Here is a 19,491-nt window from a genome sequence, read left to right as displayed (position 1 = left end):
AGGGACTATAGCCAGCAGGGGGTAGTGCTTGATCCCTCTAAAGTGTGATTTGCATCACCGACCCGTCTGCCACGACCCTTTCGCCACGTCGGCGAAGGCCGACGCGGCAAGGATGGCTGAAAATCGGCAAATCACAAGTAAAGGCGCCAGATAGAGCATTGCCGTGCCCGAAAGGGCACGGCGGGGGGCGTCACAGGGTGGACAGGAAGGTGCTGTTGTTGGCCTGCCATTCGATGATGTCGATACGGATACGTTTTTTGTCGAGTTTTCCTACACTCGTCTTGGGAATTTCAGTAACAACGGCAATCTGGCTCGGAATCGCCCACTTACTCAAGTGGCCCAACTCCACGAACGGCTTGAGGTGTTCCTTGAGCTCACGGGCCCCTATCACATGGCCATCACGCACCACCAGCAAGGCAAACGGGCGCTCGCCCCACTGCGGATCGGCAATGCCCACCACCGCTACTTCGCGTACCGCCGGGTGGCGGCTGACCAGGTCTTCGAGGGCCAGGGACGAGATCCACTCGCCGCCGGTCTTGATCACATCCTTGATGCGGTCGCGGATGTCGATCACGCCGAATGCATCCAGCGTGGCGACGTCGCCGGTGTGCATCCAGCCGCCTTCCCACAGCTCGGCGCCCTTTTGCGGCTCGTTGAAATAGCCTTCGCTGAGCCATGGCGCGCGCAGCACCAGCTCACCCTGGGACTCACCGTCGGCCGGTAGGAAGTTGCCGTCGCCATCAATGATCGCGGCTTCCACCAACGGCCCGGGCACGCCGGCCTTGATGCGGTAAGTCGTGCGTTCATCCTCGCTGCCAGCCATCAACTCTTCGTTGAGGTGGGCGCAGGACACCAGCGGCCCGGTCTCGGACATGCCATACGCGGCGGTCAACTGAATGCCACGCGCCTTGGAGGCTTCATACAGCGAACGATTGAGCGCGCTGCCGCCGATGACGATTTTCCAGCCACCGAAATCCACGTCCTGGGCAGCCTTGGCATTGAGCACCATTTGCAGGATGGTCGGCACGCAGTGGGAAAAAGTGACCTTTTCCTTGCGCCACAGCTCCACCAGGTATTCCGGGTCGTAGCGGCCAGGGTAGACCTGCTTCAGGCCGAGCATGGTCGCCACGTACGGCAAGCCCCAGGCGTGCACGTGGAACATCGGCGTAATCGGCATGTACACGTCATTGGTGCCGAGCAACCGCACGCTGTCGACGCTGCCCATAATGGTCGCCACACCGATGGTGTGCAGCACCAACTGGCGGTGAGTGAAATACACGCCCTTGGGGTTACCGGTGGTGCCAGTGGTGTAGAAGGTGGTGGCAACGGAGTGTTCGTCGAAGTCCTGGAAGTCATACTTCGGGCTGGCGGCGGCGAGCAGTGTTTCGTACTCGCCCACCAGGTTGGGCAGCTCGGCGGTCTTGGACTCGCCATCGGTGAGCAGCAGGGTCTTGTCGACCGTGGTCAGGTGCCCGGCAATTGCCTGGTAAAGCCCCACAAACTCACTGTTGACCAGCACAAAGCGGTCTTCGGCGTGGTTCATGGTGTAGAGGATCTGTTCCGGCGACAGGCGCACGTTGATGGTATGGATCACCGCGCCAATCATCGGGATGGCAAACATGCATTCCAGGTAACGGTGGCTGTCCCAGTCCATCACCGCCACGGTATCACCGGCCTTCACGCCCGCTTCAGTCAGCACATTGGCCAGGCGCGCAACGCGCTCGATCAGGGTGGGGTAGGTGTAGCGCAGTTTGTCGCGGTAGACGATTTCCCGGGTCTTTTCATAGCGGGTGCCGGACATCAACAGGCGTTTGATCAACAGCGGGTATTGGTACGCACCTTCGGCGGGCGGGATAACACGGGTCTGCAACATACGAATCCCTTTTATGACTGCACGGTCTTGGCTGAAAGAACTGCACTGTAGAGCGCATATGTTTCAGCCAAATCAGCCAAAGGAATGATTTGCAGCCCCCAATGAATGCTAGCTTTGCGCCAGCATCCAGCCTATTTCATGCTGGTGAATGCCAGTTTCACGCCGATGGCAATCAACACCGCGCCCATGGTCCGATCAAACCAGTGGCCCATCCGCGCAAACCCGGCACGCACGCGCTGCTGGCTGAACAGCATCGCCACCAGGCAGAACCACAGCGCCGTCGCCACTGCCAGGTACACACCGTAACCGGCCTGGATCGCTAGCGGTGTGTGGGGGTTGATCACCACGGTGAACAACGACAGGAAGAACAACGTGGCCTTGGGGTTCAAGCCATTGGTCACGAAACCGGCGGTAAACGCACCACGCGGCGTGCGCTCGCCCGCTTCGCGATGCAACTCGCCCTCAGCTACAGGCTTGGCCGGCTGCGCGCGCAGGGCCTTGAAGCCGATGTACAGCAGGTAGGCGGCGGCCGCCCATTTCAGGGCGTTGAACAGCACGATGGACTGGGACACGATCAAGCCGATACCGAGCAACGAATAACCCACGTGCAGGAAAATCGCCGAGCCGACGCCCAGCGCAGTCCAGGTTCCGGCGCGACGGCCGTGGGTCACGCTTTCACGCACCACTACCGCGAAATCCGGGCCGGGGCTGGCCACCGCCAACAAGTGAATCAGGGCTACGGTCAAAAATTCGGCGGCGTACATGCTCACTCCAATTAAGTAACTGATTATTTCATCTGATAGGCTCGGGAGATTACGCCTTCGAACCCTGTCGCAAAAGGTACAGTTGATGACGAACAATCGCCGCGCCGTCTTCCTTGATCACCCGTCCCTGGACCTGGGGGACCTCGACCTCAGCGAGCTTCGAGACACCTTCAGCGAGTTGCAGCTGTTTACCGGCACCACGCCGCAGAATGTGATCGAACGCGTGCAAGGTGCCCACGTGGTCATCAGCAACAAGATCGCCCTCAACACCGCAACCTTGGCGGCCTGCCCGGACCTCAAGCTGATCCTGGTGTCGGCCACCGGCACCAACAACGTCGACCTCGACGCCGCCCGCGCCCATGGCATCACCGTGAGCAACTGCCAGGGCTATGGCACGCCGTCGGTGGCGCAGCACACGATCATGCTGTTGCTCAACCTGGCGACGCGCTTGAAGGATTACCAAAGAGACGTGAGCGCCGGCAAGTGGCAGGAGGCCAAGCAGTTCTGCCTGCTGGACCATCCGATCGTGGAACTGGAAGGCAAGACCCTCGGCCTGCTCGGCCATGGCGAATTGGGCGGCGCCGTCGCGCGACTGGCTGAAGCGTTCGGCATGCGTGTCCTGCTCGGCGCGATTCCAGGCCGCCCGGCCCGCGCTGACCGCGTGCCGCTGGATGAGTTGCTGGCGCAGGTGGACGCACTCACCCTGCACTGCCCGCTCAACGAACACACCCGCGACTTTATCGGCGCCCGCGAGCTGGCGCTGCTCAAGCCTGGCGCGTTTGTGGTCAACACCGCGCGCGGTGGTTTGATCAATGAGCAGGCCCTGGCGGACGCCTTGCGCAGCGGCCATCTGGGCGGCGCGGCCACCGATGTACTGAGCGTGGAACCGCCGGTGGAGGGCAATCCGCTGTTGGCCGGTGACATCCCTCGGCTGATCGTGACCCCGCACAACGCCTGGGGCAGTCGCGAAGCGCGCCAGCGCATCGTCGGCCAACTGGCGGAAAACGCCCGGGGCTTTTTCAACGGGGCCCCGCTGCGCGTCGTCAGTTGATAAACTGCGCCCCTTTTCAAGGAGCAGACCATGGATCCGCGCAGTGAAGTACTGCTTCGTCAGGCCGAACTTTTTCAAGGCAACCTGCTGTTGGTGGGGTTGCCTGCCGACGACCTGCTGGGTCGTCTGCCCAACGCTCACGGCTGGTGTTGGCATGCCGGCGATCAGGCGGCGCTCGATGCACGCTTCCCTGAACGCAGCCAGTTCGGCGTAAACGTGCCGGAGCAGGCGTTTGATACTGCAGTGATCTTCCTGCCCAAGTCCAAGGACCTCACCGACTACCTGCTCAACGCCGTGGCCTCGCGCTTGCCCGGCGCCGAGCTGTTTTTGGTCGGCGAGAAGAAAGCCGGGATCGAAAGCGCCGCCAAACAGCTGATCCCCTTCGGCAAACCGCGCAAACTCGACAGCGCGCGGCATTGCCAACTGTGGCAGATCACTGTGGTCAACGCCCCGCAAGCGGTTAAGCTGGAGAGCCTCGCGCAGGTCTTCGACGTGCCGTTGGCCGAGGGCCCGCTGAAGGTGGTGAGCTTGCCGGGGGTGTTCAGCCACGGGCGCCTGGATCGCGGCACGGAACTGTTGCTGGAGCACCTGGACAAGCTGCCAAGCGGCCATCTACTGGACTTTGGTTGTGGCGCCGGCGTGCTGGGGGCGGCGGTCAAACGTCGCTACCCGCACAACATAGTGACGATGCTCGACGTGGATGCCTTCGCCGCCGCCAGCAGTCGCTTGACCCTGGCCGCCAATGGTCTGGAAGCCGAGGTATTGACCGGCGATGGCATCGACGCGGCACCGATGGGTTTGAACGCGATTTTGAGCAATCCACCGTTCCATGTCGGTGTGCATACCGATTATTTCGCCACTGAGAATCTGCTGCGAAAAGCGGCGAAACACCTGGCAAAAGGCGGCGAACTTCGCCTGGTTGCTAACAGCTTCCTGAAGTACCAACCGCTGATCGAAGAACACTTGGGCGTGTGCGCGATCAAGGCCGAAGGCAACGGTTTTCGCATCTACCGTGCCAAGCGCGGCTGACGGGCGTTTGAAAAAGAAGGCTTGCCGAATGGATTTTGCCTAGGCAGAATCCGCTCCGTCCTAGGGGAGTAGTCTCCCACGAGCGCCACGCTCGTCCGGCATACGTCAACATACTTGGTCAGCAGACCATGGCGTATGCGACCCAGGAGTCCGCACAGACGGACCGGGGTTTGACAAGACCTATGACACGCACACCTTACCCGGGGCGGGAAGGCTGTACGTGTCATAGCCGTGTCGACCCGCCCCTGGAAACTTACCTGATGCTGGATTCATTACTCGTTCCTACCGCAATCGTTGCCTTGGCCGAAATCGGCGACAAGACGCAACTGCTCGCGCTTATCCTTGCCGCACGCTTTCGCAAACCCTGGCCGATCATCGCCGGCATCGTCGCCGCGACCCTGGCCAACCATGCGGCCGCTGGTGCCGTGGGGGCCTGGTTCGGCAGTTTCTTCTCGGATGCAGTGTTGCACTGGATCCTCGCAGCGAGTTTCTGCGCCACGGCCTTGTGGACACTGGTTCCAGACAAACTCGACGATGACGAAGCCAGCACCACACGCAAATTCGGCCCGTTCCTGACCACGCTGATCGCGTTCTTCCTCGCGGAAATCGGTGACAAGACGCAGATCGCCACGGTGATGCTGGCGGCGCAGTACCCGGAGTTGTGGCTGGTGATTATCGGGACGACCCTGGGCATGCTGATTGCCAACGTGCCGGTGGTCTTGGCGGGGAATTTTGCAGCGGAGAAACTGCCGTTGACCTTGATTCGTCGACTGGCGGCTACTGCGTTCTTCGTCCTGGCGATTGTGGCCGTGTACAAAGCTATGCAAAGCAGCGGCTGGATCTAGCACACACCTTGTAGGAGTCCGGCGATTCGCCAAGCCGGGCTCCTACAAAGGGTCAGCGTTAACTCAGGATTTTTTTGCCTGCTGGTACAGCGGCATCACCTTCGGAATCGCCGCCTGCAACGACGCGATTCGGCTGTCGGACGCCGGGTGAGTACTCATGAACTCCGGCGGCGCACCTTCCGAAGCCTTGGCCATCTTGTTCCACAACGTGATGGCAGCGTTCGGGTTGTAGCCCGCACGAGCCGACAGCTCCAGGCCGATCAGGTCCGCTTCGTTTTCATTGCTGCGGCTGTTGGGCAAGGTCATGCCGTAGTTGGCCACGGTATCCGCCAATGCCAAGCTGTCCTGGCCGAGGCCGAACAATGCACCGGCGCCCTGCTTGGCCATCTCGATCCCGTAGGCCTTGGACATGGCTTCACGGCCGTGTTCACGCAAGGCGTGGGCAATTTCATGGCCCATCACGGCGGCCAGCTCGTCATCGGTGAGCTTGAGGTTGTCGATCAAGGCGCTGTACACGAAGATCTTGCCGCCAGGCCCGCAGTTGGCGTTCATCTCGTCGCTCTTGATCAGGTTCACTTCCCACTTCCACTGCGCGGCATCCGCACGGAACGTCGGCGCCTGGGCGATCAAGCGGTTGGCGATGGCCTGCACGCGCTTGGCGTTGGCGCTGGTCTTATCCAGTTGGCCCTTGCTGCTGGCCTCCCCCAGGGTCTGCTGGTAGGACTGGGCATACATCTGGTCGACTTCCTGGCTCGACAGCATGCTGAACATGTACTGCTTGCGCTCAACCCCAACGGCGCCGCCGCTGGTGGTGTTGACCGACTGACACCCGGCCAGCAGCATCGCTGCAACCAGACCGCTAACTACCAATGACTTCTTCATGAACCTCTCCCTGAAAACACGCCCTTCAAACATGGCGCGTATCGTAGGCGCTCGTTTGTATCGACGCCAGATACACCAGACGTGTAACCGCTGATTTTCGGATACATCCCACGGCGCCAATAACGGCGATGGGCTTTCCATTTGCGACACTCCGAACATTTTTGCAGGACACCCCCTCATGCCCAGCGCGCCCGTGGCCGATACAAAAAGGCGGATTCTCTCCCCTGTGCCCGGAGTTTTCATGAAATTCAAGTCGATCCAATTTTCTGTCGCGGCACTGGCCGGGGCGATTGTCCTCAGCGTGGTCGCGGTGCTGGTGCTGTACGCCTTGTTTGCCGGAGCGCGGACCCAGGAAATGGTGCAGGATCGCACCCAGGTGCAATTCGACCAGATCATCGAGCAGCGCCTGACCGCCCTGGCGCAAACCCAGGCCACCTTGATCCAGCGCGAACTGGAAGCCCCCTTGGTGACCGCCAAGAGCCTGGCCACCGCCAACGCCCTGCTCGGCATGAAAGACGCCAAGGGCGAGCCGGCCCTGCAAGTCGGCCGCGAGCAACTGATCAATCTGCTGCATGAAACCGTGGTGCGTAACCCGAAGATCCTCGGCGCCTACATCGGCTGGGAGCCCAATGCGATCGACCACAACGACGCAGCCTACGTGAACACCCCCATTGTCGGCATGGCCGCAGACGGCCGCTTCCTTCCCTGGTGGTATCGCAACGCCGATGGCAGCCTGGGCCTGGACAAGCTCGCCGATGTCAACGATCAGAACATCCTCTCCACTGGCGTGCGCGCCAGTGAGTACTACCTTTGCTCCAAGGAAAACAAAAAGGCCTGCGCCATCGACCCTGCCCCTTATAAGGTGGGCAACGCAATGGTGATGCTGGCTTCGTTCATCGAACCGATTATGATCGACGGCACCTTCCAAGGCATCGTCGGTGCCGACCTGTCGGTCAACTTCATCCAGGACATGCTCACCAGCGCCGATCAAAAACTCTACAACGGCGCCGGTGAACTCGCGCTGATCTCCAGCAACGGTCGCCTGGTGGCCTACACCAAGGACGCCAGCAAGCTCGGCGAAAAGGCCACCGACCTGCTCGACAACAATGAACTGGCCAACCTTGGCCAGTTGAAAGTCGGTGAAGTGCGCTACGACATCGACAAGGAACACGGGCATATCGAACTGTTCCTACCGTTCAATATCGGCCAGGCTGACGCACGCTGGACGCTGATGCTGCAACTGCCCCTCAGCGCCGTGATGGCCGATTCGCAGAAGCTGCAAAGCGACCTGGAAGCCCAGCGCAAGACTGACATCTTCGGCATGACCATCGCCGGTTTGTTGATCGCGGGTATCGGCTTGCTGGTGATCTGGCTGGTCGGCCACGGCATCGCTCGTCCGCTCAAGCAAATGGTCGCGATGCTCAATGACATCGCCCAGGGCGAAGGCGACCTGACACGGCGCCTGACCAGTGACCGCGCCGATGAGCTGGGCGCGATCGCCAGCGGCTTCAACACCTTCTTGATCAAGCTGCAGGGCATGATCACCCAGGTGGTGAGTTCGGTGCAGAAGGTCAGCGACTCCTCGGAACACACTGCCGACATCGCGATCCGCACCAACCAGGGCGTGCACAAACAGATGGTGGAAATCGACCAGGTCGCCACAGCTGTGCATCAGATGACCGCGACTGCGCAAGATGTTGCGCGCAACGCCACCCAGGCCGCACAAGCCGCCAGCCACGCCGACCAGGCCGCTAGCCAGGGCATGCGCATTGTGCGCGACACCTCGACCTCCATCGGCGCACTGGCCGAGGAAATCGGCAAGGCAGTCGGCGTCGTGCAGGCGCTCGCCAAGGACAGCGAGAACATCAACGCCATCCTCACGGCGATTCGCGGGATTGCCGAACAGACCAACCTGCTGGCGCTCAATGCGGCCATCGAGGCGGCGCGGGCTGGCGAGCAAGGCCGTGGTTTTGCGGTGGTCGCCGACGAAGTGCGCAACCTGGCGCAAAAGACCCAGAAGGCCACCGAGGAAATCCAGACCATGATCCAGCAGCTCCAACAAGGCACGCGTGATGTAGTGCGGGTGATGGAGGACAGCCAGAACCGCACCGATGAAAGCGTGCAACACGCGGCCAAGGCGGCCGAAGCGCTGGAAACGATCACCCAGGCAGTCTCGGTGATCAACGACATGAACACCCAGATCGCCAGTGCCGCCGAAGAACAGAGCGCGGTGGCCGAGGACATCAATCGCAACGTGATCAATATCGGCCAGGTGGCCAATGAAGTAGCAGGCGGCGCGGATGAATCCAGCGCCGCCAGTGCGGACTTGACCAAGCTGGCGGAACAGCAGCGCCGGCTGATCAATCAGTTCAAAGTCTAGGCATTTTCGGTGGTTTGCTCGCGAAGGGGCCAGTCAACCTAACCCAACACTTACTGAATCACGCCGGCGTCAGGCACTCCGGCCCATTGAGCTTCGGATCGTTGACCATGTTGGCCAGCACTCGCTCGCGCAACGCGACGGGTTCACTGGCCAGCAGGCCTTGCAATACATGCAACGGCGTCTCGGGATTGAGCCATGCTGCCTGCCCGGCCTCATCCAGAATCAGCGGGCGACGCTGGGCCTGCGCCGCTTGGGTCACCACCGCCGTGCTCAGCCACACCTGCTCCTGCACCGGATAGGCTTCCCAGATCGCGGCGAAAAACAACGTGGAGCCCTCCCCCGGCGTCAGCCAGTACGGGCGTTTACGCTGGGTGCCGCGCCATTCGTAGAACCCATTGGCGGGCAGCAGGCAACGGCGTTGACGGAACGCTTCGCGGAACATCGGTTGTTCGGCCAGGGTTTCGGCGCGGGCATGGGCGGGCGTGCGGGAAAGATCGGTCAACCACGGCGGCGTAAGGCCCCAACGGGCGCGGGCCAGGGTGCGCTGGCCGTCGGTGGCGCGCTGGATCAGCACCGAATCATTCGGAGAGATGTTCCACTGAGCCTGCTGGTCGGCGGGGAAGCCCGGCAAGGCAGCGAAGGCGGGATTCCAGCGAAACAGGGCATAACGTCCACACATGGGGCAACACGACTCTTGGGTAAACCGACCGACAGCCTAACAGACCAGCACGTCGGGGAAGCTGTCGGGTTCGTCACCGGGTAGCGGCTGTGCGCCGATGTAGGCGGTAATCAGCTCGCGGGCATACGCAGCCCGGTCATTGTCCACCTCCAGGCCCAGCAGGCCGAAGATGGGCAATTCGCCGGTACCGCCGAGCAAATGCCGACCGACCAGGTGCGCCTCGATGCCTTCGCTGGCGAGCATCTGTTGCAGCAGCTCGCCTTCCATCAGGTTTTCCGGTTCGTAGATTCGCTGCATGGATGTATCCGTTATTCGTTTTCGCTTCGGGTTTCGAGCATCCACTCGTCACCATGCACCTGCAGATCGAAAGTGATTGGCCGGCAACAGACCTGGCAGTCTTCAATATACGTCTGGTCACCGCCGGACAAATCCACGGTTGTCACGACCTCTTCACCGCAATAAGGACAATCGTACGTCGCGTTTTCCAGCATCGCAGCCTCCAAGGTGACTTGTGCGTATAATCGCCGGTCTATTTACAGGGCTATTTCCGGCTGGGCCATTCCTCAGTCCGCCCCCTGGTATTTCCTTTACTTACCCTAGCCGTTTCTAACAAGAGAGCATGATGGGCGAATTCGATACCATCCGACCTTACAACGACAGCGAAGTCCCGGCAGTGCTGGCACGTCTGTTCAGTGACAAGGCCTTTCTGGACATCCTGACCCACTTCCGCTTCCCGCGCTTTGCCGGCGCCCTGGGCTGGCTGCTCAAGCCGATGATCGCCCGCAAATTGCGCCGTGAGTTCGCCGGCGTCACCACCGTGGCCACGCTGCAGGACAAAGTCGAGTACTACGTCGACCATACCATTGACCGGGCGACCGACGGCGTGACCTACACGGGCGTCGAGCAGCTCAAGTCCGGCACGGCTTACCTGTTCCTGGCCAACCACCGCGATATCGTGATGGACCCGGCCTTCGTCAACTACGCCGTGTACCACGCCGGCCTGCCGACGCCGCGCATCGCCATTGGCGACAACCTGCTGCAAAAGCCGTTCGTCAGCGACCTGATGCGCCTGAACAAGAGCTTTATCGTGCACCGCTCGATCACCGGGCGAAAGGAAAAGATGGCGGCATTCAACCTGCTGTCGGCCTACATCAACCATTCGATCCGCAACGACGGGGCGTCGATCTGGATCGCCCAGGCTGAAGGCCGCGCCAAGGATGGGGATGATCGCACCGAATCAGCGATCCTCAAGATGTTCCATGTCAGCCGCAAGGATGAGCCGTTTGCCGAGGTAATCCAGTCGTTGAACCTGACGCCGGTGTCCATCAGCTACGAATATGACCCGTGCGATACCGCCAAGGCCCGCGAACTCTACATCCGCGCCACCACCGGCACCTACAGCAAGGCACCGGGCGAGGACGACGTGAGCATCGCCCTCGGTATCACCGGCTACAAAGGTCGGGTGCACATCAACTTCGCACCGCCGATCACCGAGCGCTTCGAAGACACCAAGCTGCTGGCGGCAGAAATGGACCGGCAGATTCTCGGCGGATACCGCTTGTTCCCGGTGCATTACCTGGCCTACGCCCAGTGGAGCGATGCCGACCCGCAATTGCAGGTGCCGACCGCCGCCGAAGTGTTCCCGGCGGACGAACTGGCCAAGGCCAAAGCGGAGTGGGAGCGGCGCTTGAACGAATGCCCGGCCGAGCACCGACCGTTTCTGGTGGTGCAATATGCAACACCGGTGCGTAATCAATATCGTGTTAAAGCCGGAATACCTTTGTAAACACTGAAAAAAATGTGGGAGCGGGCTTGCTCGCGAATGCGGAATGTCAGTCGATACATAATTGACTGATACACCGCATTCGCGAGCAAGCCCGCTCCCACATTTGTGTTGTGGCGTTTTAGAGGCGGGTGCTGAGCCAGGAGATGGCCAGCGCCAGCCCAAGACAGGCGAACCCAATTCGGTAAGCCAGACGATGCGCCCGCTCGGTGCGCACATCCAGAAACAACATCGGTTGGTCGATCCCGCGCTCTTCACCTTGCGCGGTCAGGTCGGCCATTGCGCGCTGTTCGCGCAGGCGGGTTATGAACAGCAGCGCAGCCCCCGGGCAGGCCACGGCTAACGCAACAACGTTGATAAAAAGGGCAGGCAGCGCCATCGCAAACCTCGGTAGAACAGTATTTTGGTATCGGTTCAGATACAAACCTGAACGATAGTGGCCTCCGGCGCCGTAAATGCTCCCTCCTCCATTGACGGCTAATGTATCCAGTAATTTACGCCGTCACCTGAACGTCACCTTAACAAGCCACTCTGTTGCCCTTCGACGCTTAGGAGCTTGTCATGCTGCACGCGCAAAACCAGGATCGGCTGTACCTGATCACCCAAAGTGATGAGCAAGAAGCACTGGTTGGCGGCCTGGCCTTCAACGTCCAGGATCGCCACTGGCTGGTGTATTGCGCCCTCGGCGGCCACCAGCATGCGGACCTGCCGGAGACCGATCTGCTGACAGGGGTGAGCCTGCTGGATTTCTGTATCGACACCGCCGCGTGAAACTGGAGACGAAAAAAAGCCGGGCTCATCACTGAGCCCGGCTTTTTGCTGAATCGCTTACTGCGAGCTGAGCAACGAACCGACGCTTGGGTCCTTGAACAGGCGGGTCAAGGCATCACTGAGAACGTCGCTGACCAGCTTGGTGTTGGTTTCCTGGTTCGGCGACATGCCGAAACGCTGGTTCAGGGACGCGCCATAGCGACCACTGTAGCGACGGGTGCCGGCGCTGACGTCGGACTTGAAGGTCGCGCCGATGGACGCTTCGGTCACGTACAGGCCGTCTTTAGGCGACTGATACTTCAGTTCAGCCAGAGTGATGGTCAGCTGCGGCGCACCCGGCGCGTTGGGGCTTGGGGTGAAACCCAGCAAACGCACGGCGGCTTCAGCCTGGGCCTGCAACTTGGGCAGCACATCCTGGGCATTCACCGAAACCAGAGCAGTTTCCGGGTACAAGCCACCGCGCGAGCCGAGGGTTGGTGAAGGACGACCATCCACCACACGCACCGACACCGGCTGGCCGTGGCCCACAGGGGCCAGCTGCGTGGTGATCTTCGGTTCCGGGGTCAGTTGTTGCGGGCTGTTGGCGCAGCCAACCAGGGTCAAACTGGTCACAGTGATCAAACCGAACAACAGGCGTTGCAACATGCTTTTCTCTCCAGAAATCAGGGTCCGACAGGCCGGCAGTATAGCGGTGCGCCTGTGCCGGGAACTAGCGCCAGTTACAACCTGAGACCCGCGTGGACTCTAGCGGTTCGATGTCACTGATATGTCACGACTGATACACAGGCTCGTCATGCCCGACAGGCAAGCTTGGCCCCAATCTCAGGAGGTCTGACGCCATGCATTTTCTCTGGTCACTGTTTACGCGCAAGCCCGCCCTTCGCCAGTTCGCCCTGCTGGATGCGCAAGGTCGTTGCCAGGCCTTCAAAGAATGCAGCCAGCCTCCTGTAGGTGACGGTTGGGTGGAAATCGATGAAATCCGCCTGAGCTGGATGCACCACCCATTGCCGGCCCGTGCCCGCGTCAGCCCGCGTCCTGCGCGGTCGCCCCGGCACCAGCCGTTGGCCGCCTGACCGAACACCTAATAAAAGTCATAAAACACGCCCATTTCCTTGGCGTTCTTCGCTACAATCTCCCCCCGATTATAAGGACGTCTCCTGATCGGGCCTCGCAGCATCGTTAATGCCTCGGCACTAACCCCCCAATCGCCCACAGAGAGCCGCCCACACAGATCGAGTGAAGCTGGCGCGCTTGCTGTTTTCTTTGCAAACCACCCGCCTTTACCGAATCTGCCAGAGCTGCCATTGCGCTCGGCCACTTGAGTTGTTTGCCCGTTTTGCCGCGTGTCGGCTAGGGGCCAGGTGCCAAGCTGGGGCAGCCCTTTTTTGAGGTTCACGTCTTCAAAAGAGCGTGAAAAAACGGGTTTTCACAACTTCACAAGAGTGTGGCGAGCAAATGAATAGTTTGGCGTTTGTACAAGCACCATCAGCGTCTGGAACAGCCCAACCACACAGGACCGAGCACGCCTTAAAAACCGGAGCTTGAGCCTGTCCGCTACGGATTGGTTGCACGAATCGCACGCTTTGACCATAAGTCGAATTGCCACAGGCGCCCATGAATGCGTTCATAGGCAGATTAGCCCGGCAGGAAGCGTGCGCTGAACATGCAAAGAATTGCGAATCGGACATGGCGATCCTGGCCATGGGTAACCTGGGGCAACACGTGAACCGCCCCGTCACTCCTGGCAGCCATGCCGTCAATTTGGTGCTGCAGATTTTGGAGACGCGTTAAATGGCGCATAACGAAGCAGTCGACGTAGTACTGGTAGGGGCCGGCATCATGAGTGCCACCCTGGCCGTACTGCTCAAAGAGCTCGACCCCGGTCTCAAGCTGGAAGTCGTTGAGCTGATGGATTCGGGTGCCGCGGAAAGTTCCAACCCGTGGAACAACGCCGGGACCGGCCACGCCGGGCTGTGTGAACTGAACTACACACCCCAGGCCGCCGATGGCTCCATCGACATCAAGAAAGCCGTGCACATCAACACCCAGTTCGAGGTGTCGAAGCAGTTCTGGGCGTATCTGACCAAAAAGGGCACCTTTGGCTCGTCCAAGTCCTTTATCAGCCCGGTGCCGCACTTGAGCTTCGTGCAGGGCGAAAAAGGCGTGGACTTCCTCAAGAAGCGCTTTGAATCCCTCAGCCAGCACCACGCGTTTTCGGACATGCACTACACCGAAGACCGTAGCGAAATGGCCGAGTGGATGCCGCTGATGATGCCGGGCCGTCCGCTCGACGAAAAAATCGCGGCCACCCGTGTGATGAACGGCACGGACGTCAACTTCGGCGCGCTGACCAACCAACTGCTCAGCCACCTGACCAGCTCGGCAGACGCCCAGGTCAAGTATTGCAAGCGCGTCACCGGCCTCAAGCGCAACGGCGCGGGCTGGACCGTGAGCATCAAGGACGTCAACAGCGGCAACAGCCGTGAAGTGGACGCCAAGTTCGTGTTCCTCGGCGCCGGTGGCGCAGCACTGCCGCTGCTGCAGGCCTCGGGCATCGAAGAAAGCAAAGGTTTTGGCGGCTTCCCGGTCAGCGGCCAGTGGCTGCGTTGCGACAACCCGGAAGTGGTCAAGCACCACCAGGCCAAGGTCTACAGCCAGGCCGCCGTGGGTTCGCCGCCGATGTCCGTGCCGCACCTGGACACCCGTGTGGTGGACGGCAAGAAGTCCCTGTTGTTCGGGCCATACGCCGGCTTTACGACCAAGTTCCTCAAACACGGCTCGTTCCTCGACCTGCCGATGTCGATTCGCGCCGGCAACATCGGCCCGATGCTCGCCGTGGCCCGCGACAACATGGACCTGACCAAGTACCTGGTCAGCGAAGTGCGCCAGTCGATGGAACAGCGCCTGGAATCCCTACGCCGCTTCTACCCTGAGGCGAAAGCCGAAGACTGGCGCCTGGAAGTGGCCGGCCAACGGGTGCAGATCATCAAGAAAGATCCGAAGAAAGGTGGCGTGCTGCAATTTGGCACCGAGCTGGTCGCGGCCAAAGACGGTTCGTTGGCCGCCCTGCTGGGTGCATCCCCAGGTGCCTCGGTGACCGTTTCGATCATGCTGGAACTGATCGAGAAGTGCTTCCCAAGCAAAGCGGCGGGTGAATGGGCCGCCAAGTTGCAGGAAATTTTCCCGGCGCGGGAAAAGGTCCTGGAGACGGATGCCGAGCTGTATCGCAAGATCAACACGCAGAACAACATCAGCCTTGAGCTGGTGGCACCTGCCGCCGAGACCGAAAGCTACGCTTGAGGTCGTGACGCCATAAAAAACGCCCCGATCTCATGATGAGAGCGGGGCGTTTTTGTGTGTCTAGGATAATCAGCCGCGGGCGTTATCGATCAGCTCGATGTACTCGGCGGCATTACGCTGGTCCTTGATCAGATCGACAAAGGTCTGGCCATGTTCATCCTTGCCGTCGAGGTCAAGGCCGGCTTCCTTGAAGAAGCCCAGGAACCGTTCGAAGTCGTCGATACGCAGGCCACGGTAGGCCTTGATCAGTTTGTGCAGGGACGGTGAAGTCGCGTCGACCGGCTCGAAGTCCAGGAACAACTTGATCTGATCGTCGCCGATCTCGTCACCAATCACCTGTTTCTTATCTTTACGCATTACCGACTCCAGCCTGCAGACATTTACACGGGGTTTGAAGTCTACCTGTGAGGCGCAGGCTTGTGTAGGCGGGGCTACCTGGCCTTTACAGCACCCGTGTGCAGATCCGCCCAGATATGCCCGTTGGAATAACTGAGAAACTGCACATACACGGCGTCATTGCGCAGCAGGTCGACAATCACGCGGTATTGGGCCACCGGGTAGGACAAGGTCAGGGTTTTACTCTTGTCATCGTAGCCCGGCTTTTTCAGGCTTTTGCTTTCGGCGTCGAAATTGAGCACCACTTGGGCGATGGTCGCACCTTTGTTCAGGGGCTTACCCTTGAGGCGGATCATCAGCGGCGAGGTCACCGGGATCGGCTGCTGGCTGGACTGGCGCTGGTTGCCCACCACCACCGCGTACTCGGTGACTTGCAGCAATTGCTGCTGATCCGGCGCTTCGGCGCGCAGGCTCAGGTCGTCCGAGGGCAGGAACTGGCTGTGCATCGGTGCAGGCGCCGCGGCCAGCGGCAGGCTGAGGGTCAGCGCCAGGGCGGCGCAGGTGCGTATCAACAGGCTCATGGGCCGCTCCGGCAAGATGGGCCCAGCACTGTAGCTCAATCGAACTGGTCAAGCATCCAGCGTTGATACTCGGCCACGCCGGCATCGCCTTCGCGGGGGGCCCAGTCGGCCAATTCGCCTTCGCCCACCGGACGATAGGGCCCAGCCTTGCACTCGAACATAACGGTGTCGGGCTCCAGCACCACCAAACCGTGGAATACACCGGGCGGAAGATCGACGCCGGCGCATTCACCACCGGCCTGCATCACACGCTTGGCGAGCACTTCGCCCGTTTCGCTGAACACCAGCAAACCCAAACGGCCCTGCAGCACCAGCAAGGTTTCCGCCTTGTCCGCGCTCAGGTGCCGGTGAGGCGGCACGTAGGTGTCCGGTTGCAGGCCCACCGCCAGGCGATGGCAGGGCTCTTCCATCTGATGGAAATTGTGATGGTGGCGGCCACGAGGGCTCGCGCCCGCTTTCTCGGCCAGCTCGGCAAACAGCGTCTGATCAAGAAAACGGGTCATCGCTTACATCCCTTTGACGGCGTAGATCCCGTTGGCATTGCGCCAGTAACCTTTGTAGTCCATGCCGTAACCGAAGATGTAGCGGTCGATGCACGGCAGGCCGACATAATCGGCCTTCAGGTCTGGGCGAGCTTTGCGGTCGTGCTCTTTGTCGATCAATACGGCTGTGTGCACTTTGCGCGCGCCAGCGTGCTTGCAGAAGTCGATGATCGCGCCCAGGGTGTGGCCTTCATCGAGGATGTCGTCGATGATCAGCACGTCGCGGTCGATGAACGAGACTTCCGGCTTGGCTTTCCAGAACAGGTCGCCGCCGCTGGTTTCGTTGCGATAGCGGGTGGCGTGCAGGTAGGAGGCTTCCAGTGGGAATTGCAGGTGGGTCAGCAATTTGCCGGCGAAGATCAGGCCACCGTTCATCACGCAGAAGACCACCGGGTTGGTGTCGGCCATTTCGCGGGTGATGTGCGCGCCGACCTTGGCGATCGCCTCTTCGACTTGCGCTTCAGTGTACAGGCAGTCAGCCTCGCGCATGATTTGACGGATATGCTCGAGATCAGCGGACATGGCGCTCTCCAAGGGGGTGCTGTGGCAAGAAAAGCGGGCGAAGGTACGCTTCTCGTGCGCTCCGAGCAAGCCTTAATGGACTAACGTACTAGATGTCTATAGGACAACACCCTCGGATAGATTAATCTAGGCCGGTTTTTTTGCCCGCCGCCGGAGCCTTTCCCATGCCCACTCGCGAGATCCGCCATCCGCTGATCCGACACAAGCTCGGCCTTATGCGCCGCGCCGACATTAGCACGAAGAACTTCCGTGAGCTTGCTCAGGAAGTCGGAGCGTTGCTCACTTACGAAGCCACCAAGGATTTACCCCTGGAAACCTACGAGATCCCCGGTTGGGCCGGTCCCGTCCAGGTGGAAAAAATCGCTGGCAAGAAAATCACCGTGGTCCCGATCCTGCGCGCCGGTATCGGCATGCTTGAAGGCGTCCTCAGCCTGATCCCGGGCGCCAAGGTCAGCGCCGTGGGCGTAGCCCGCAACGAAGAGACGCTGGAAGCCCACACCTACCTGGAAAAACTCGTTCCGGAAATCAACGAGCGCCTGGCGATGATCATCGACCCGATGCTGGCTACCGGCAGTTCCATGGTTGCCACCATCGACCTGCTGAAAAAAGCCGGTTGCCGGGACATCCGCGCCATGGTTCTCGTCGCTGCGCCCGAAGGCATTGCGGCCGTCGAGAAGGCCCACCCGGACGTGCAGATCTACACCGCGTCCATCGACGAGCGCCTGAACGAACACGGCTACATCATCCCAGGCCTGGGCGATGCCGGTGACAAGATCTTCGGCACCAAGCAGAAGGACGCGTGAGCATGCAGGATGAATTCAACGACCCGCTTTGGCGCCAGATCCTGTCTGGCGCACAAATGCTCTTCGTAGCATTTGGCGCGCTGGTGTTGATGCCACTGATCACAGGTCTTGATCCAAACGTCGCACTGTTCACCGCGGGCCTGGGCACGTTGCTGTTCCAGCTGGTGACAGGGCGGCAGGTGCCGGTCTTCCTGGCGTCGAGCTTTGCATTCATCACCCCGATCATTCTCGCCAAGGGCCAGTTCGGCCTCGCGGCGACCATGGGCGGGGTGATGGCCGCCGGCTTCGTTTATACCTTCCTGGGCCTGGCCGTGAAGATCAAGGGCACCGGGTTTATCGACCGGCTGCTGCCGCCCGTGGTGATCGGGCCAGTGATTATCTCCATCGGCCTGGCCATGGCACCGATCGCCGCCAACATGGCGATGGGTAAAGCCGGTGACGGCACCGAGCTGATCCATTACCAGACGGCGATGCTGATCTCGATGCCGGCGCTGCTGACCACCTTGATCGTGGCGGTGTTCGGCAAGGGGATTTTCCGCCTGGTGCCGATCATTTCCGGCGTGCTGGTGGGTTTTGCCATGTCGTTCTACTTTGGCGTGGTCGACACGGCGAAGATCGCCGCCGCACCGTGGTTCGCCCTACCCCACTTCACCGCGCCGGAATTCAACTGGCAGGCGATCCTGTTCATCGTCCCCGTGGCCCTGGCCCCGGCGATCGAGCATATCGGCGGTGTGATTGCGGTCGGCAGCGTGACCGGTCGCGACTACCTGAAGAAGCCCGGCCTGCACCGCACCCTGCTGGGCGACGGCATTGCCACCACGGCCGCCGGCCTGTTTGGCGGCCCACCTAACACGACCTACGCGGAAGTGACCGGCGCGGTGATGCTGACCAAGAACTACAACCCGAAAATCATGACCTGGGCGGCGGTGTTTGCCATCAGCCTGGCGTTCATCGGCAAGTTCGGCGCACTGCTGCAGAGTATCCCCGTGCCAGTGATGGGCGGGATCCTGTGCCTGCTGTTCGGTTCGATTGCTGCGGTGGGCATGAACACGCTGATCCGCCACAAGATCGACCTGGGCGAGGCGCGCAACCTGGTGATCGTGTCGGTGACGTTGGTGTTCGGGATTGGCGGTGTGCTGGTCGGCACCGGCACCGGCCCGGATGACTTCGGCCTCAAGGGCATCGCCCTGTGTGCGGTGGTGGCGATTGGTTTGAACCTGCTGCTGCCGGGCAATGATGGTTGGAAGAACAAGAAGCCTGACGAACCGCTGCTGTAACTAACGCCGCAAAACCAAATGTGGGAGCGGGCTTGCTCGCGAAGGCGGAGTGTCAGTCGATACATGTTTGACT

The 19,491-nt window shown here is 60.8% G+C and carries 22 protein-coding genes, 1 pseudogene and 1 riboswitch; of the genes and pseudogenes, 11 read left to right on the top strand and 12 right to left on the bottom strand.

The genetic code is table 11. The features are described 5' to 3' along the window. Positions 1–190: 190 nt before the first annotated feature. Both ACP7C6_RS23260 and ACP7C6_RS23255 read right to left on the bottom strand, forming a co-directional pair. Positions 191–1,873: a fatty acid--CoA ligase gene (locus ACP7C6_RS23260; RefSeq protein WP_123478194.1), complete on the bottom strand. Its 1,683-nt coding sequence runs from the start codon at positions 1,871–1,873 to the stop codon at positions 191–193. Positions 1,874–2,004: 131 nt separating this feature from the next. Continuing rightward, positions 2,005–2,637, bottom strand: coding sequence for a LysE family translocator (locus ACP7C6_RS23255; RefSeq protein ID WP_016978297.1), 633 nt, complete (start codon positions 2,635–2,637; stop codon positions 2,005–2,007). 85 nt (positions 2,638–2,722) lie between these two features. On the opposite strand from ACP7C6_RS23255, the gene ACP7C6_RS23250 reads away from it, so the two are divergent. The 3 genes from ACP7C6_RS23250 to ACP7C6_RS23240 all read left to right on the top strand — a co-directional run bounded on the left by ACP7C6_RS23250 (position 2,723) and on the right by ACP7C6_RS23240 (position 5,562). After that, positions 2,723–3,688 (top strand): 2-hydroxyacid dehydrogenase, encoded by a 966-nt coding sequence (locus ACP7C6_RS23250; RefSeq protein WP_236318199.1) that lies wholly within the window; start codon positions 2,723–2,725, stop codon positions 3,686–3,688. A gap of 30 nt (positions 3,689–3,718) precedes the next feature. Further along, positions 3,719–4,717 carry a methyltransferase gene (locus ACP7C6_RS23245; protein WP_426109290.1) on the top strand — a complete coding sequence of 333 codons (999 nt, stop codon included), beginning with the start codon at positions 3,719–3,721 and terminating at the stop codon, positions 4,715–4,717. Positions 4,718–4,767: 50 nt separating this feature from the next. Beyond that, a riboswitch (yybP-ykoY riboswitch) is annotated at positions 4,768–4,889 on the top strand. 88 nt (positions 4,890–4,977) lie between these two features. Beyond that, complete coding sequence (locus ACP7C6_RS23240; RefSeq protein WP_005784895.1) at positions 4,978–5,562, top strand: TMEM165/GDT1 family protein; 585 nt, start codon at positions 4,978–4,980, stop codon at positions 5,560–5,562. A 63-nt stretch (positions 5,563–5,625) separates the two neighbouring features. On the opposite strand, the gene ACP7C6_RS23235 is transcribed toward ACP7C6_RS23240, so the two are convergent. Then, a complete protein-coding gene (locus tag ACP7C6_RS23235; protein WP_010213075.1) occupies positions 5,626–6,444 on the bottom strand; it encodes a M48 family metallopeptidase in 819 nt (272 codons plus the stop codon). Between the two features lie 178 nt (positions 6,445–6,622). Between ACP7C6_RS23235 and ACP7C6_RS23230 the strand changes: the two are divergent. Together ACP7C6_RS23230 and ACP7C6_RS23225 are read left to right on the top strand one after the other, a co-directional pair. Next, positions 6,623–7,966: pseudogene (locus ACP7C6_RS23230) on the top strand (HAMP domain-containing protein); the annotation flags it as partial. Between the two features lie 15 nt (positions 7,967–7,981). Beyond that, positions 7,982–8,824, top strand: a complete 843-nt coding sequence (locus tag ACP7C6_RS23225; RefSeq protein WP_394365198.1) for a methyl-accepting chemotaxis protein — start codon at positions 7,982–7,984, stop codon at positions 8,822–8,824. A gap of 58 nt (positions 8,825–8,882) precedes the next feature. Here the strand turns inward: ACP7C6_RS23225 and ACP7C6_RS23220 are convergent, their stop codons facing one another. The 3 genes from ACP7C6_RS23220 to ACP7C6_RS23210 are packed head-to-tail and all read right to left on the bottom strand — an operon-like array spanning position 8,883 to position 9,994. Next, positions 8,883–9,503: an SOS response-associated peptidase gene (locus tag ACP7C6_RS23220; RefSeq protein ID WP_068938005.1), complete on the bottom strand. Its 621-nt coding sequence runs from the start codon at positions 9,501–9,503 to the stop codon at positions 8,883–8,885. A gap of 36 nt (positions 9,504–9,539) precedes the next feature. After that, positions 9,540–9,800 carry a putative signal transducing protein gene (locus tag ACP7C6_RS23215; RefSeq protein ID WP_068938004.1) on the bottom strand — a complete coding sequence of 87 codons (261 nt, stop codon included), beginning with the start codon at positions 9,798–9,800 and terminating at the stop codon, positions 9,540–9,542. An 11-nt stretch (positions 9,801–9,811) separates the two neighbouring features. After that, positions 9,812–9,994 carry a CPXCG motif-containing cysteine-rich protein gene (locus ACP7C6_RS23210; protein ID WP_122686111.1) on the bottom strand — a complete coding sequence of 61 codons (183 nt, stop codon included), beginning with the start codon at positions 9,992–9,994 and terminating at the stop codon, positions 9,812–9,814. A 131-nt stretch (positions 9,995–10,125) separates the two neighbouring features. Here ACP7C6_RS23210 and ACP7C6_RS23205 point away from each other — a divergent pair, with 131 nt between their 5' ends. Beyond that, a complete protein-coding gene (locus ACP7C6_RS23205; RefSeq protein ID WP_178083538.1) occupies positions 10,126–11,289 on the top strand; it encodes a 1-acyl-sn-glycerol-3-phosphate acyltransferase in 1,164 nt (387 codons plus the stop codon). A 118-nt stretch (positions 11,290–11,407) separates the two neighbouring features. On the opposite strand, the gene ACP7C6_RS23200 is transcribed toward ACP7C6_RS23205, so the two are convergent. Beyond that, entirely contained in the window at positions 11,408–11,665 is a 258-nt protein-coding gene (locus tag ACP7C6_RS23200) for a hypothetical protein (RefSeq protein ID WP_311894588.1), read from the bottom strand. 182 nt (positions 11,666–11,847) lie between these two features. On the opposite strand from ACP7C6_RS23200, the gene ACP7C6_RS23195 reads away from it, so the two are divergent. After that, positions 11,848–12,057, top strand: a complete 210-nt coding sequence (locus ACP7C6_RS23195; protein WP_016978307.1) for a hypothetical protein — start codon at positions 11,848–11,850, stop codon at positions 12,055–12,057. A gap of 57 nt (positions 12,058–12,114) precedes the next feature. Here the strand turns inward: ACP7C6_RS23195 and ACP7C6_RS23190 are convergent, their stop codons facing one another. Then, positions 12,115–12,702: a YajG family lipoprotein gene (locus ACP7C6_RS23190; RefSeq protein ID WP_323989088.1), complete on the bottom strand. Its 588-nt coding sequence runs from the start codon at positions 12,700–12,702 to the stop codon at positions 12,115–12,117. A 194-nt stretch (positions 12,703–12,896) separates the two neighbouring features. Here ACP7C6_RS23190 and ACP7C6_RS23185 point away from each other — a divergent pair, with 194 nt between their 5' ends. Together ACP7C6_RS23185 and mqo are read left to right on the top strand one after the other, a co-directional pair. Beyond that, a complete protein-coding gene (locus tag ACP7C6_RS23185; RefSeq protein WP_010213085.1) occupies positions 12,897–13,130 on the top strand; it encodes a hypothetical protein in 234 nt (77 codons plus the stop codon). 718 nt (positions 13,131–13,848) lie between these two features. After that, complete coding sequence (mqo, locus tag ACP7C6_RS23180) at positions 13,849–15,357, top strand: malate dehydrogenase (quinone) (RefSeq protein ID WP_236318198.1); 1,509 nt, start codon at positions 13,849–13,851, stop codon at positions 15,355–15,357. Between the two features lie 69 nt (positions 15,358–15,426). Here the strand turns inward: mqo and ACP7C6_RS23175 are convergent, their stop codons facing one another. From ACP7C6_RS23175 to ACP7C6_RS23160, 4 genes are all read right to left on the bottom strand, one after another. Further along, a complete protein-coding gene (locus ACP7C6_RS23175; RefSeq protein WP_003188614.1) occupies positions 15,427–15,714 on the bottom strand; it encodes a PA4642 family protein in 288 nt (95 codons plus the stop codon). Positions 15,715–15,788: 74 nt separating this feature from the next. Continuing rightward, complete coding sequence (locus ACP7C6_RS23170) at positions 15,789–16,274, bottom strand: hypothetical protein (protein ID WP_311894585.1); 486 nt, start codon at positions 16,272–16,274, stop codon at positions 15,789–15,791. Positions 16,275–16,309: 35 nt separating this feature from the next. Next, positions 16,310–16,777 carry a WbuC family cupin fold metalloprotein gene (locus ACP7C6_RS23165; protein ID WP_028618869.1) on the bottom strand — a complete coding sequence of 156 codons (468 nt, stop codon included), beginning with the start codon at positions 16,775–16,777 and terminating at the stop codon, positions 16,310–16,312. A 3-nt stretch (positions 16,778–16,780) separates the two neighbouring features. Further along, a complete protein-coding gene (locus ACP7C6_RS23160) occupies positions 16,781–17,338 on the bottom strand; it encodes a hypoxanthine-guanine phosphoribosyltransferase (RefSeq protein WP_028618868.1) in 558 nt (185 codons plus the stop codon). A 164-nt stretch (positions 17,339–17,502) separates the two neighbouring features. On the opposite strand from ACP7C6_RS23160, the gene upp reads away from it, so the two are divergent. Both upp and ACP7C6_RS23150 read left to right on the top strand, forming a co-directional pair. Continuing rightward, a complete protein-coding gene (gene upp / locus ACP7C6_RS23155; RefSeq protein WP_010213094.1) occupies positions 17,503–18,141 on the top strand; it encodes a uracil phosphoribosyltransferase in 639 nt (212 codons plus the stop codon). 2 nt (positions 18,142–18,143) lie between these two features. After that, positions 18,144–19,418 carry a uracil-xanthine permease family protein gene (locus tag ACP7C6_RS23150; RefSeq protein ID WP_068938000.1) on the top strand — a complete coding sequence of 425 codons (1,275 nt, stop codon included), beginning with the start codon at positions 18,144–18,146 and terminating at the stop codon, positions 19,416–19,418. Positions 19,419–19,491: the final 73 nt, after the last annotated feature.

The sequence above is a fragment of the Pseudomonas sp. TWR1-1-4 genome (assembly GCF_049897165.1).
GTDB classification, from domain to species: domain Bacteria; phylum Pseudomonadota; class Gammaproteobacteria; order Pseudomonadales; family Pseudomonadaceae; genus Aquipseudomonas; species Aquipseudomonas canadensis.
This window is presented reverse-complemented; position numbering and strand designations above follow the sequence as displayed.